We start from the raw sequence: 13,088 nt of genomic DNA on the forward strand, positions 1-13,088 counted from the left end.
ATGTCGCGGTCTTTATATGACCAGGAATCAGTGACATGAGTACCAATCCCAAACCTGCATACAGACGTGTTCTTCTGAAGTTGAGTGGTGAAGCCCTGCAAGGATCCGAGGGTTTCGGCATTGATCCGGCGGTGCTGGAGCGGATGGCCCAAGAGATCAAAGAACTGGTTGAGTTGGGTGTTCAGGTCGGTCTGGTCATCGGTGGCGGCAACCTGTTCCGTGGTGCCGGTCTTGCCAAAGCGGGCATGAACCGCGTGGTGGGCGACCACATGGGTATGCTGGCAACCGTGATGAACGGTCTGGCCATGCGTGATGCCCTGCATCGTGCTTATGTGAATGCCCGTCTGATGTCTGCCATCTCCCTGCAAGGCGTCTGCGACTCCTACAGCTGGGCCGAGGCAATCAGCCAGCTGCGTGCTGGCAAAGTCGTTATCTTCTCTGCCGGTACCGGCAACCCCTTCTTCACTACCGATTCTGCGGCTTGCCTGCGCGGGATCGAGATCGAAGCTGACGTGGTGCTCAAAGCCACCAAGGTTGATGGTGTATACAACGAAGATCCGGTCAAGAATCCGGATGCCGTGCTGTATCATGAACTGAGTTATGATGAAGTTCTTGAAAAAGAGCTCAAGGTGATGGATCTTGCTGCCTTTACCCTGGCACGTGACCATGATCTGCCGATCCGTGTGTTCAACATGAACAAACCGGGTGCCCTGCGCCGGGTTGTCATGGGTGAACCGGAAGGCACTCTGATCCACCACGTTGGTAAATAAGATAAAAGTGAGCCACCTGGCGCTCTTATCCTATCCATCACGTCAGTAAATAAGATAGACACGGGCCGTGTAGCGGCTCGTTCGCCAAAAGGAAAACCACTGTGATCAACGAGATTAAAAACGACGCCAAGGACCGTATGGGCAAGAGCGTAGAAGCGCTCAAGACCCAAATGTCCAAGATCCGTACCGGCCGTGCTCACCCGAGCCTGCTCGACGGCATCCAGGTTGAGTATTACGGTGCTGCCACTCCGCTGAAACAGTTGGCCAACGTCGTGGCAGAAGATGCTCGCACCCTCTCCATCTCCATTTTTGACCGCTCCATGATCCAGGCGGTAGAGAAGGCGATTCTGACCTCCGATCTGGGCCTGAACCCGTCCAGCAATGGCCAGACCCTGCGCGTACCGCTGCCGCCGCTGACCGAAGAGCGTCGTCGCGACCTGACCAAGATCGTCCGTGCCGAAGCGGAAAACGCTCGTGTTGCCGTGCGCAACATCCGTCGTGACGCCAACGCTGATCTGAAAGCGCTGCTGAAGGACAAAGAGATCTCCGAAGACGATGACCGTCGCGCCCAGGAAGAGATCCAGAAACTGACCGACTCCTACATCAAGCTGGTCGATGAGGCCCTTGCCGTAAAGGAGAAGGAGCTAATGGAAATCTAACCGTCTGAAAGGTATATTACGAGCGCCGTGTAGTGCCCCTGCACGGCGCTTTTGTCTTTGTGGGAGAATTACATGTCGCTTTTGGCTGCGTTGGGTGATTGTGCCAACTCGTCTTTACCCCGTCACGTCGCCATCATCATGGATGGTAACGGTCGCTGGGCCCAGAACCGAGGCAAGATGCGGGTTTATGGCCACAAGGCGGGCGTCAAGTCAGTGCGCGAGGCCGTTACCTTTGCTGCGCGTGCCAAGATCGAGGCATTGACCCTGTTTGCATTCTCCAGCGAGAACTGGCGCCGCCCGGAAGGGGAGGTCAGTGCCTTGATGGAACTGTTCATCACAGTGCTGGGTCGTGAGGTGCAGAAACTGCACAACAACGGGATCCGGCTCAAGGTGATTGGCGATACTGCTCGCTTTAGTGAGCGGTTGCAGGCCAAAATCGCCAAGGCGGAAGCCTTGACCGCCAATAACAAGGGGTTGACCCTGAACATTGCGGCCAACTATGGCGGCCAGTGGGATATCGCCCAGGCCGCCCGCAAGCTGGCTAAAGCAGTGGCGGCCGGTGAACTGGCCGCTGACGACATTGATGAATCCATGTTGACCCGCGAGGTTTGCATGGCCGATCTGCCACCCGTGGACCTGTTGATCCGCACCGGTGGCGATCATCGCATCAGCAACTTTGTGTTATGGCAGCTCGCCTATGCCGAGCTCTATTTTACCCCGGTATTGTGGCCCGATTTCAACGAGGCCGAGTTCAGTGAGGCTGTCGCCTCTTTCGTTGCCCGCGAGCGTCGCTTCGGTTGCACGGGTGAACAGATACGGGAATTGATCGCCGAGCAGCAGACCGGCTAAACCCCGCTCCCAAGAGAGAGGTTTCTTTTGCTAAAACAACGAATTATTACTGCTTTGATGTTGATCCCCCTGGTGTTGGGGGCGCTCTTCTTTCTGCCATTGAAATTTTTTGCCCTGTTGGCTGCGCTGGTGTTTTTGTTGGCCAGTCGTGAATGGAGCGGGTTTGTCTCTGCTGCTCCGCAGCAATGGTTGCCCATCGTATTTTGTCTGTTGCTCGGTGCCAGCCTCTTTTGGCTGCCGGTGGAGCAACTCTGGACGCCCCATCTGCACCCCCTCGTGATGGGCGTGCTCTGGACCGCGGTAAGCTGGTGGCTGCTGGGTCTGCTGCTGGTACTGCGTTATCCCCAGAGCGCCAAGCTGTGGAAAGAGTCTATCTGGCTCAAGTCGCTGTTTGGTCTGGTGACCCTGGTTCCTTTCTTCTGGTCGCTGGTCGCCATCCGTGGTTACAACTTTTACCATGACCCCATGATGGGGGCCTGGATCCTGTTGTTCGTGATGGGACTGGTCTGGGCGGCAGATTCTGGCGCGTATTTTTTCGGCAAGGCGTTCGGTAAGCACAAGCTGGCACCGGCTGTGAGTCCGGGCAAAACCATCGAAGGAATGTGTGGCGGCCTCTTTACCGCCAGCCTGCTGGCCATCGGCGTTACCTGGTCGATGGGATTTGTTCCTGCCAAGATGATCACCGTGCTGTTTTGCTCTCTGCTGGCGGTGCTTGCCTCCGTACTCGGCGATCTGACCGAGAGCATGTTCAAGCGCGAAGCGGGCATCAAGGACTCCGGCACTCTGCTGCCTGGTCATGGCGGCATTCTTGACCGGATCGACAGCCTGACCGCCGCCCTGCCGGTGTTTCTGCTCAGTTATCTGCTACTCAGTCAGGAGTTTTGATGCACAAGTCACTGGTTATTCTGGGGGCCTCCGGCTCCATTGGTCAGAGTACCTTGAAAGTGCTGCGCCATAACCCGGGCAGTTGGCAAGTATTGGCGTTGACCGCCGCCCGCAACGTGGATGCCATGTTGCGGGACTGCCTCGAATTCTCCCCCCGTTTTGCCGTGATGGTCGATGAGGATGCCGCCCGTGAACTGGCTGCCCGTCTGAAAGCGCACGGCAGTGCGACCCGGGTCATGTCTGGTGCAGCAGCCCTTTGCGAGGTTGCCGCTCACCCCGACGCCCATAGCGTGATGGCCGCCATTGTGGGGGCAGCCGGACTGGCCCCGACCATGGCCGCGGTACGTGCCGGCAAGCGTATTTTGCTGGCCAACAAGGAGGCGCTGGTGATGTCCGGTGCTTTCTTCATGGAAGCCGTGCGCGAACATGGCGCCGAGCTGCTGCCCATCGACAGCGAACACAATGCCATCTTCCAGTGTCTGCCGACCGCCGTGCAGCGCCAGCCCGGTTTTTGCGATCTGGCGGCGGCGGGGATCAGCAAGATTTTGCTGACCGGTTCTGGCGGCCCGTTCCGTTACACTGAGATCAGCGAGTTGGCCAAGGTGACGCCGGCGCAGGCCATCGCCCATCCCAACTGGTCGATGGGGGCCAAGATTTCGGTCGACTCCGCCACCATGATCAACAAGGGGCTGGAGTACATCGAGGCGCGCTGGTTGTTCAATGCGGCGCCCGAGCAGATCCAGGTGGTGATCCACCCCCAGTCGGTGATCCACTCCATGGTGCAGTATAAGGATGGCTCTGTACTGGCCCAGCTTGGTAATCCGGATATGTGTACCCCCATCGCCCATGCGCTGGCTTACCCCAATCGCATCCCTTCCGGTGTGGAACCTTTGGATTTCTTCAGTGTCGGAGAGTTCAGCTTTATCCGGCCTGATTATGATCGCTATCCCTGTCTGGCGCTTGCCATCAATGCCTGCCAGAAGGGACAAGCGGCGACCACTGCGCTCAATGCGGCCAACGAGGAGGCGGTTGCCGCCTTCCTGGCCGGGCGCATCGGCTTTATGGATATTGCCCGGATCAACGAGGCAGTGATGCTGGCGCTGGATAGCAGCGCAGTCGGCTCGCTCGATGATCTGTTTGCCCTGGACGGTGCGGCAAGAGCCCGTGCTCACACTTTGATTGAGGAGCTTGGCTGATGGGCGGTGTGTTGTGGAATATCGGTGCCTTTGTTGTTGCGCTGGGCCTGCTGGTCGCGGTGCACGAGTTTGGTCACTTCTGGGTGGCCCGTCGTTGTGGCGTCAAGGTTGAGCGCTTCTCTATCGGTTTTGGCAAGGCGATCTGGCGCCGGATGGGTAAAGATGGCACCGAATATGTGCTGGCGCTGATCCCCCTCGGTGGTTACGTCAAGATGCTCGATGGCCGGGTCGATGAACTCAAGCCCGGTGACGAGCAGTATGCCTTCAACCACAAGAGTGTCTGGGCGCGGATGGCGATTGTCGCCGCGGGCCCTATGGCCAACTTCGTGTTTGCCCTGTTTGCCCTCTGGCTGATGTTTATCATCGGGGTGCCGAGCGTCAAGCCGGTGATTGGTGAGGTGCGTCCGGCATCCATCGTTGCCGAGGCGGGTGTGCTGCCGGGGATGGAGATTGTCGGGGTTGGCGATGAGCAGACCGGCGACTGGGAGAGCGTCACTTACGCCCTTATCAGCCATCTGGGTGATGATGCAGTCACCCTGAAAGTGCAGGCACCCAATACCAGCTATGCCACCGATAAAACCTTGTCGCTGACCGGCTGGACCTTCGAGCCGGATAAAGAGTCGCCCATTGGCAGCTTGGGGATTGTCCCCCTGAGTGGCAAAGTGCTGCCTGTCGTGGCTGCCGTGGTGGCCAAGAGTGCCAGTGAAAAGGCGGGGCTGCAGGTCGGTGACCGTATCAAACAGGTCGGCGATCAGCCTATTACCGCGTGGGCCCAGTTTGTCGAACTGGTGCAGCAGGCACCGGGCGAACCACTGCAAGTGGTGGTTGAGCGCAACAACAGTGATCTCAACGTGACCCTGACCCCGGATAGCCGCAAGGTGCAGGGTAAGCTTGTTGGATTCGTCGGTCTCTCACCGCAACTGGTTCCATTACCGGATGAATATCGAATTCTGTTACAGTATGGGCCTTTGCAGGCGCTGTGGCATGGCGCGGACAAGACCTGGAGCCTGATCACGCTCACCTTTGACATGATTGGCAAGTTGATCGGTGGCATCGTGTCGCTGGACAACCTGAGCGGCCCCATCTCCATTGCCAAGGGCGCCGGCAGCAGTGCCGACTATGGTCTGGTCTATTTCTTGAGTTTTCTGGCGCTCATCAGCGTCAACCTGGGAATTATCAATCTGTTCCCCCTGCCGGTGCTCGATGGTGGCCATCTGGTCTATTTCCTGATCGAAGCGGTCACCGGCAAGCCGGTATCAGAGAAAATACAGGAAGTGGGTTTCAGGATCGGCGCCGCCATTCTGATGTTATTGATGGGCATTGCGCTGTTTAACGATTTCGCTCGCCTCTGAGGCCAGAGCATCAACAAGGACACATAAGAACAAAATGGCTGTTAAAAAAGCATTGGTGTTGAGTTGCCTGCTGGGTGCCAGTTTCCTGGCCCAGGCGGCCCCTGCCTCTTTTGTGGTGCAAGATATCCAGGTCGAAGGTCTGCAACGGGTGACCCTGGGTGCCGCACTGTTGAACCTGCCGATCCGGGTCGGTGATACCGTCGACTCCGTGGCTCTGGCCAGCGCCATCAAGAAGCTCTATGCCTCGGGTAACTTCGAGGATGTGAAGGTTTACCGTGATGGCCAGGTGCTGCAGGTGATGGTCAAGGAGCGTCCGACCATCTCCAGCATCGAGTTTGCCGGCAACAAGGATATCAAAGAGGAGCAACTGACCCAGAGTCTGGAGTCCTCCGGTATCCGTGTGGGCGATCCGCTGGATCGCACCGTGCTCACCTCCCTCGAGAAGGGACTGGAAGATTTCTACTATGGCGTGGGTAAATACTCCGCCAAGGTCAAGGCGATCGTCACCCCGTTGCCGCGCAACCGGGTCGACCTCAAGTTCACCTTCGTGGAAGGGGAAGCGGCCAAGATCCAGCAGATCAACATCGTCGGCAATAGCGTCTTCCCTGAAGAGAAGCTGATTGCCCAGCTCTCCCTGCGCGACGAAGTGCCTTGGTGGAACTTCACCGCCGATCAGCGCTATCAGAAGCAGAAACTGGCCGGTGATATCGAGACCCTGCGCTCCTACTACATGGACCGCGGCTATATCCGCTTCCAGCAGGAGTCTACCCAGGTCTCCATGACCCCCGACAAGAAGGGCGTCTACGTCACCCTCAACATCAAGGAAGGGGATCAGTACAAGGTCTCAGGTGTCCAGCTCAAGGGTGACCTGATCGATCGCGGTGGCGAGATGAAGGGATTGATCCCGATCGCTGCCGGCAGCACCTACTCCGCCAGTCAGGTGACTCATACCGAAGAGGTGCTCTCCAAGTTCCTCGGCCGTTACGGCTACGCCTATCCGAAAGTGGTCACCTTCCCGCAGGTCAATGACAAGACCAAGGAAGTGGAGCTGATCGTCAACGTTGAGCCTGGCCCCCGTGTCTATGTGCGCAACATCAACTTCAGCGGTAACGCCACCACCGAAGATCAGGTGCTGCGTCGCGAGATGCGCCAGATGGAAGGCACCTGGCTCTCCTCCGACAACATCGAGCAGTCCAAGAGCCGTCTCAACCGCCTTGGTTATTTCGAGAGCGTCGAAGTGGACACCAAGCGGGTGCCGGGCAACGATGATCTGGTTGACCTCGACTTCAAGGTCAAGGAGCAGCCAGCAGGCTCCATCAACGCCGGTATCGGTTACGGTACCGAATCGGGTCTGAGCCTGCAGGCGGGGATCTCTCAGAATAACTTTATGGGTACCGGTAAAACGGTCTCCATCAACGCCAGCACCAACGACTACTCCAAGAACGTTGACCTGAGCTACAACGACCCCTACTTCACCGTAGATGGTGTCAGCCTGGGTGGTCGGGTCTACTACAACCAGTTCCGCGCCGATGATGCCGATATCGTCGATTACGAGAACGAAACCATCGGTTTCCGTCTCTCCAGCGGCTTCCCGGTCAACGAGTTCAACCGTCTCGACTTCAGTACCGGTATCGAGAGCACCAAGCTGAGTCGTCCCTCATTCAATAGCCAGAACTATCAGGAATGTCTAAAGGACAATCCGGATACTGACGGCAATACCTATTGCTGGGATCAGTGGAACGATAACCGCCAGTCGGTGCAGATGGATCAGTTCTGGAATCTCTATTCACAGGATGGTTCCAACCTCGACTTTGTGACCGTCGATGTCACCGCTGGCTGGACCCGTTCCACCCTGAACAAGGGGATGTTCCCGACCGCCGGTGACCGCCAGCGTGTCAACGCCAAGGTGACCGTGCCGGGCATGGAACTGCAGTACTACAAGCTCTCCGCCGAAGATGCCCATTACTTCCCGCTAGATGTGGATCATAACTGGGTGATGATCGGCAAGGGGCGCGTCTCCTACGGTAACGGCTATGGCGATGACCCCATGCTGCCGTTCTTCGAAAACTACTATGCCGGCGGTTTCGATACGGTACGTGGCTTCAAGAGCAACACCATTGGTCCCAAGGCGATTTACAAGACCTACAACAAACCGGGGGCTGGCACTTGTACTGGCAGTCAACCTTGTGAGACCGGCAGTTATGAAGGTTCCGACACCTCGGTGGGCGGTAACGCTCTGGCCGTTGCAACACTGGAGCTGGTCTTCCCGACCCCGTTCGTCTCCGAGACTTATCGTCCGCAGATCCGTTCCACCGTCTTTATGGATGCAGGTACCGTCTGGAGCACTGATTTTGCCAACGGAGCATATCCTTGCGCCGCCGGTTCTGATTGCAACTATCTGAGCCAGGACTACTCCAGCCCGGGCAATATCCGGGTCTCTGCCGGTGTCTCCCTGCAGTGGCTCTCGCCGATGGGCCCGCTGGTGTTCGCCTTGGCCAAGCCGATCAAGAAATATGAAGGGGATCGCACCGAGTTCTTCTCCTTCAACATCGGTCGTACTTTCTAAGCAGAGTTTCACCCCCACCCATGCGGTGGGGGTCTTCAATGATGGGACGCGCGGTATGCGTGCCTCACCAGGTAACAAGACGGTCCTAACGCCGCTTGCATAATCGGGTAAATCAGGTAGCCCTCGCCATGAGGGAACAAGGAGTAAGTGTGAATAAAGCGTTGAAAGTAGCTGGTTTGAGCTTTGCACTGATGGCTGCCGGCATGGGTTCTGCCTTCGCTGAGACCAAGATAGCCGTGGTCGATATGGGCGAAGTCTTCCAAAAGCTGCCCCAGCGTGAAGCCGTTGCAGCCAAGCTGAAAGGTGAATTCGAGCCGCGCATGCGTGAGCTGCAGAAGCTGGAACAGGAAGGCCAGAAGCTGGTCGAGAAGTTCCGCAAGGATGAAGCCTTCATGAGCGCCGAGCAGAAGAAGCAGAATCAGGAGAAGCTGGCCAAGCTGCAGATGGAGTTCAACCAGAAGCGTCAAGCCTTTGAGCAGGACAACGGTCGCCGTCAGTCCGAAGAGCGTAACAAGATCCTGACCAAGGTGCAGGCTGCCATCGATTCCATCGCCAAGAGCAATGGTTACGATCTGGTGCTGGAGCGCAATGCCGCCCCGTATGCTGCCAGCAAGCTGGACATCTCCGGCCAGGTTATTTCTCAGGTAAGCAAGAGCAACTAATTGATGGCATTCACTCTCGCACAGCTGGCCCAGCAACTGGGGGCCCAGGTCCATGGCGACGGAACCCTGGAAATCCGCAAGGTAGCGACACTGGAAAAGGCCGGGGAGGGGGATATCACCTTCCTGTCCAACAAAAAGTACCGGCACTATCTGGAGCAGAGCAAGGCGACCGCCGTGCTCATTACCGAAGCGGATCTGCCATTTTGTCCCACCAATGCCCTGGTGCTCAAAGACCCCTATGTGGGCTTTGCACGGGTAGCCCAACTGCTGGACACCACCCCGCAGCCGGCCACGGATATCCATCCGAGCGCCGTTATCGCGGCTGACGTACAACTGGGCGAGAGAGTGGCCATCGGCGCCAATGCAGTGATCGAATCCGGCGTAGTGCTGGGTGATGATGTACGCATTGGCCCGGGTTGTTTCGTTGGCAAGAACACCCGGCTGGGAGCGCGCTCCCGGCTGTGGGCCAACGTCACCCTCTATCACAATGTGACTATGGGCACCGACTGTCTGGTTCAATCCGGCACAGTGATCGGCGCCGATGGTTTCGGTTATGCCAACGAGCGTGGCGAGTGGATCAAGATCCCCCAGCTCGGCGGTGTGACCATTGGCAACCGGGTCGAGATCGGTGCCTGTACCACCATTGACCGCGGTGCGCTGGAAGATACCCGCATCGCTGACAACGTCATCATCGACAACCAGTGCCAGATCGCCCACAACGTGGAGATCGGTTACGGCACCGCCGTGGCGGGCTCTACCGTGATGGCTGGTAGTCTCAAGGTCGGCAAATACTGTATCATTGGCGGCGCTTCCGTCTTTAACGGGCATATGGAGATCTGCGACCAGGCCACCGTTACCGGTATGGCCATGGTGATGCGACCCATTACCGAGCCCGGTGTCTACTCTTCCGGCATCCCTCTGCAAACTAATAAAGAGTGGCGCAAGACCGCCGCCCGGGTGATGCGTATCGAAGAGATGCACAAGCGGTTAAGCAAGCTTGAGAAGAAGCTGGATCAAGAATAATCACGATTGGTATAGGGTACTGTTTTGACTACTGAAAAGAAGAGCCTGGGTATCCAGGAAATCATGGATCTGCTGCCCCACCGTTATCCGTTTCTGATGGTGGATCGTGTAGACGACTACGAGATCAGCGATGAGCGCAAAACACTGCGCGCCATCAAGAACGTCTCGTTCAACGAGCCGATCTTCCAGGGGCACTTCCCGGCCAAGCCGGTGTTCCCTGGCGTACTGATCTTGGAAGCGATGGCACAGGCCACCGGTATCCTGGCCTTTACCATGGTGGGCAAGCCGTCTCCCAACGAACTCTACTATTTTGCCTCAATCGACAACGCTCGCTTCAAGCGCCCGGTCGGCCCCGGTGACCAACTGGTGCTGGACGTGGAGTTCCTGAAAGAGCGTCGCGGTATTGCCAAGTTCACCGGTGTCGCCACCGTCGACGGTGAAGTGGTCTGTACCGCCGAGCTGATGTGCGCCAAACGCGAGGTTTAACACACGTGATCGACCAGACTGCCATCATTCACGATACTGCCATCGTCCATGAGTCTGCCGTGATCGGTAAAGGGGTTGAAATCGGCCCCTTTTCTGTCATCGGCGCCGAGGTGGAAATCGGTGACAACACCTGGGTAGGTTCCCATGTGGTGATCAAGGGCCCGACCAAGATTGGTCGCGGCAACAAGATCTTCCAGCACACCTCCATCGGTGAGGATTGCCAGGACAAGAAATACGCCGGTGAGCGCACCTTCCTCGAAATTGGCGACAACAACGTCATTCGCGAGAACTGCACCTTCCACCGTGGCACCATTCAGGATCAATCCCTGACCAAGGTGGGCAGCGGCAACCTGTTCATGGTCAACGTTCATGTTGCCCACGACTGCATCATCGGTGACAACTGCATCTTCGCCAACAACGCGACCCTGGCGGGCCACGTGGTGATTGGTGACTTCGTGATCTTTGGTGGTCTCTCCGCCATTCACCAGTTCGGCCGAGTTGGCTCCCACGCCTTCGTCGGTGGCTGCGCCGCCCTGAACAAGGACGTGCCGCCTTACGTGATGGCCGCCGGCAACTACGCCAAGCCGTTCGGGGTCAACTCCGAAGGTCTGCGTCGCCGCGGTTTCAGCGCCGAGGCCATCTCTGCCGTCAAGCGTGCCTACAAAGAGATCTTCCGCTCCGGCAAGACCGTCGAAGAGGTGCTGCCGGTGCTGATCGAGATGGCGCAAGCCGAACCGGCCGTCCAGCTCTATGTGGACTTCCTCAAAGACAACGAGCGCGGGATCATCCGTGCCTGATCCGGTTCGTATCGGTATCGTCGCCGGAGAAGTCTCCGGCGACATTCTGGCTGCCGGTCTGGTGCGCGAGCTGCAAGCCCGCTACCCGGATGCGCAGTTCGAAGGGATCGCCGGGCCGCGGATGCAGGCCCTCGGCGTCAAGGCCCTGTTCGAGATGGAAGAGCTCTCCGTCATGGGGATCACCGAGGTGCTGGGCCGTCTGCCGCGCATCTTCAAGGTCCGTCGCGAACTGTTGCGCCACTTTATTGCCAATCCGCCCGATATCTTCATCGGTGTGGATGCACCGGATTTCAATATCGGAGTGGAGCTGAAACTGCGCCGCGCCGGTATCAAGACGGTTCACTATGTCAGCCCCTCTGTGTGGGCCTGGCGCCAGAACCGCATTCACAAGATCAAGGCCGCCACCGACATGGTGCTCGCCTTCCTGCCGTTCGAGAAAGCCTTCTACGACCGCTTCGACGCCCCTTGCCGTTTTGTCGGTCACACCATGGCGGATGACATTCCATTGGTGCCGGATCAGGCTGCCGTGCGTCGCAATCTCGGTATCGATGCCAATCGCCGCTGGCTGGCGGTGCTGCCGGGCAGCCGCACCGCAGAAGTGGGCTTTATGTCCCCCCTGTTTCTCGAAGCGTGTAAACACCTGACGGTGCGCTATCCGGATCTCGGCTTTATCGTGCCGCTGGTCAACCAGAAACGGCGCGAGCAGTTTATGGCCATTAAGGCCGAGGTAGCGCCGGGTCTCGACATGGTGCTGCTGGAAGGGCAGGGCCGCGAGGCGATGATCGCCGCCGACGTGGTGATGCTGGCCTCCGGCACCGCGGCACTCGAAGCCATGCTGGTGAAAAAGCCGATGGTGGTGGGCTACAAGCTCAAGCCCTTCAGCTATTGGCTGGCCCAGCGACTGGTGAAGACCGAATTTGTCTCTCTGCCCAACCTGCTCGCCGGTCGCATGCTGGTGCCGGAACTCATCCAGCACGAGTGTACCCCGGAGAATCTGGTGGAAGAGGTGAGCAAGTACTTCGAGCACGACAACAGTGCGCTGGTCAACACCTTCACCGAGCTGCACCAGCTGATCCGCTGCAATGCCGACTCGCAGGCCGCCGATGCGGTGGCGGATCTGCTCGGCGGATAACGCTATTTCGGACCGTCGATTGCGCCGAGCTACCCGTAGATTCGTTTTCGAGCGGTGATACCGCGCCAGTCGACCCCTGTCAGGCCCCACGGGGCCTGTTTTGATTCAAGGCTACAAGATGATGATCGATATTCCTGACGACAAGCTGGTTGCCGGTGTGGACGAAGTGGGTCGTGGCCCCCTGGTGGGTGACGTGGTCACCGCTGCGGTCATTCTCGATCCCGCCAATCCCATTGTCGGGCTGGCTGACTCCAAGAAGCTCTCCGAGAAGAAGCGCCTCGCCCTGTTTGATGAGATCAAAGAGAAGGCACTTGCCTTCGCCATCGGCCGCGCCACTCCGGAGGAGATCGACGAGCTCAACATCCTGCATGCCACCATGCTGGCGATGCAGCGCGCCGTAGCGGGGCTGAAGGTGACCCCCGAGCTGGTCTTTATCGATGGCAACCGCTGTCCGGCGCTGCCGATGGAAGCGCGCGCCGTGGTCAAGGGCGATAGTCTGGTGGCCGCCATCAGTGCCGCTTCGATCCTCGCCAAGGTGACCCGCGATGCGGAGATGACCGAGCTGGACAGCCGTCATCCCGAGTACGGCTTTGCCCGCCACAAGGGTTATCCGACTGCGGAGCACCTCGCCATTCTGGCCGAGCGTGGCCCGTTGCCCGAATATCGCAAGAGCTTCAAGCCTGTGCGTCGCGCACTGGGGATCGAGTAGAC

The 13,088-nt window shown here is 58.2% G+C and carries 13 protein-coding genes; all 13 read left to right on the plus strand.

Annotated features, from left to right (window positions below):
- The first annotated feature begins 35 nt into the window (after positions 1–35).
- A complete protein-coding gene (gene pyrH / locus AB5Y67_RS14185) occupies positions 36–770 on the plus strand; it encodes a UMP kinase (protein WP_005338577.1) in 735 nt (244 codons plus the stop codon).
- 101 nt (positions 771–871) lie between these two features.
- Complete coding sequence (gene frr / locus AB5Y67_RS14190) at positions 872–1,429, plus strand: ribosome recycling factor (RefSeq protein WP_005338576.1); 558 nt, start codon at positions 872–874, stop codon at positions 1,427–1,429.
- Positions 1,430–1,501: 72 nt separating this feature from the next.
- The gene (gene uppS, locus AB5Y67_RS14195; protein WP_005338574.1) at positions 1,502–2,278 is read left to right on the plus strand and encodes a polyprenyl diphosphate synthase; all 777 of its coding nucleotides are present in this window, start codon (positions 1,502–1,504) and stop codon (positions 2,276–2,278) included.
- Between the two features lie 27 nt (positions 2,279–2,305).
- Positions 2,306–3,163, plus strand: coding sequence for a phosphatidate cytidylyltransferase (locus tag AB5Y67_RS14200; protein ID WP_026034918.1), 858 nt, complete (start codon positions 2,306–2,308; stop codon positions 3,161–3,163).
- Complete coding sequence (ispC, locus tag AB5Y67_RS14205) at positions 3,163–4,359, plus strand: 1-deoxy-D-xylulose-5-phosphate reductoisomerase (protein WP_150390373.1); 1,197 nt, start codon at positions 3,163–3,165, stop codon at positions 4,357–4,359. The genes AB5Y67_RS14200 and ispC overlap by 1 nt, the downstream gene beginning before the upstream one ends.
- A complete protein-coding gene (gene rseP / locus AB5Y67_RS14210; protein ID WP_342291417.1) occupies positions 4,359–5,711 on the plus strand; it encodes a sigma E protease regulator RseP in 1,353 nt (450 codons plus the stop codon). The genes ispC and rseP overlap by 1 nt, the downstream gene beginning before the upstream one ends.
- Positions 5,712–5,745: 34 nt before the next feature.
- On the plus strand, positions 5,746–8,277 hold the full coding sequence (gene bamA, locus AB5Y67_RS14215; RefSeq protein ID WP_150390374.1) for an outer membrane protein assembly factor BamA: 2,532 nt from the start codon (positions 5,746–5,748) through the stop codon (positions 8,275–8,277).
- Positions 8,278–8,426: 149 nt separating this feature from the next.
- Positions 8,427–8,939, plus strand: a complete 513-nt coding sequence (locus tag AB5Y67_RS14220) for an OmpH family outer membrane protein (protein ID WP_005338563.1) — start codon at positions 8,427–8,429, stop codon at positions 8,937–8,939.
- Positions 8,940–8,942: 3 nt separating this feature from the next.
- Positions 8,943–9,962: a UDP-3-O-(3-hydroxymyristoyl)glucosamine N-acyltransferase gene (gene lpxD / locus AB5Y67_RS14225; RefSeq protein ID WP_005338561.1), complete on the plus strand. Its 1,020-nt coding sequence runs from the start codon at positions 8,943–8,945 to the stop codon at positions 9,960–9,962.
- Positions 9,963–9,986: 24 nt separating this feature from the next.
- Complete coding sequence (gene fabZ, locus AB5Y67_RS14230; protein WP_005338559.1) at positions 9,987–10,448, plus strand: 3-hydroxyacyl-ACP dehydratase FabZ; 462 nt, start codon at positions 9,987–9,989, stop codon at positions 10,446–10,448.
- A 5-nt stretch (positions 10,449–10,453) separates the two neighbouring features.
- On the plus strand, positions 10,454–11,245 hold the full coding sequence (lpxA, locus tag AB5Y67_RS14235; RefSeq protein ID WP_199427477.1) for an acyl-ACP--UDP-N-acetylglucosamine O-acyltransferase: 792 nt from the start codon (positions 10,454–10,456) through the stop codon (positions 11,243–11,245).
- Positions 11,238–12,377 (plus strand): lipid-A-disaccharide synthase, encoded by a 1,140-nt coding sequence (gene lpxB / locus AB5Y67_RS14240; protein ID WP_199427478.1) that lies wholly within the window; start codon positions 11,238–11,240, stop codon positions 12,375–12,377. The genes lpxA and lpxB overlap by 8 nt, the downstream gene beginning before the upstream one ends.
- 118 nt (positions 12,378–12,495) lie before the next feature.
- Complete coding sequence (gene rnhB / locus AB5Y67_RS14245; RefSeq protein ID WP_199427479.1) at positions 12,496–13,086, plus strand: ribonuclease HII; 591 nt, start codon at positions 12,496–12,498, stop codon at positions 13,084–13,086.
- The last annotated feature ends 2 nt before the right edge of the window (positions 13,087–13,088 follow it).

It is taken from the genome of Aeromonas sp. s12 (assembly GCF_040907925.1).
Classification (GTDB): domain Bacteria; phylum Pseudomonadota; class Gammaproteobacteria; order Enterobacterales; family Aeromonadaceae; genus Aeromonas; species Aeromonas veronii.

Bases quoted from the DNA above. Each gene is read 5' to 3' on its own strand.
- rnhB (WP_199427479.1), top strand. From the start codon at position 12,496: ATGATGATCGATATTCCTGACGACAAGCTGGTTGCCGGTGTGGACGAA.
- bamA (WP_150390374.1), top strand. From the start codon at position 5,746: ATGGCTGTTAAAAAAGCATTGGTGTTGAGTTGCCTGCTGGGTGCCAGT.
- pyrH (WP_005338577.1), top strand. From the start codon at position 36: ATGAGTACCAATCCCAAACCTGCATACAGACGTGTTCTTCTGAAGTTG.
- ispC (WP_150390373.1), top strand. From the start codon at position 3,163: ATGCACAAGTCACTGGTTATTCTGGGGGCCTCCGGCTCCATTGGTCAG.
- rseP (WP_342291417.1), top strand. From the start codon at position 4,359: ATGGGCGGTGTGTTGTGGAATATCGGTGCCTTTGTTGTTGCGCTGGGC.
- lpxD (WP_005338561.1), top strand. From the start codon at position 8,943: ATGGCATTCACTCTCGCACAGCTGGCCCAGCAACTGGGGGCCCAGGTC.
- uppS (WP_005338574.1), top strand. From the start codon at position 1,502: ATGTCGCTTTTGGCTGCGTTGGGTGATTGTGCCAACTCGTCTTTACCC.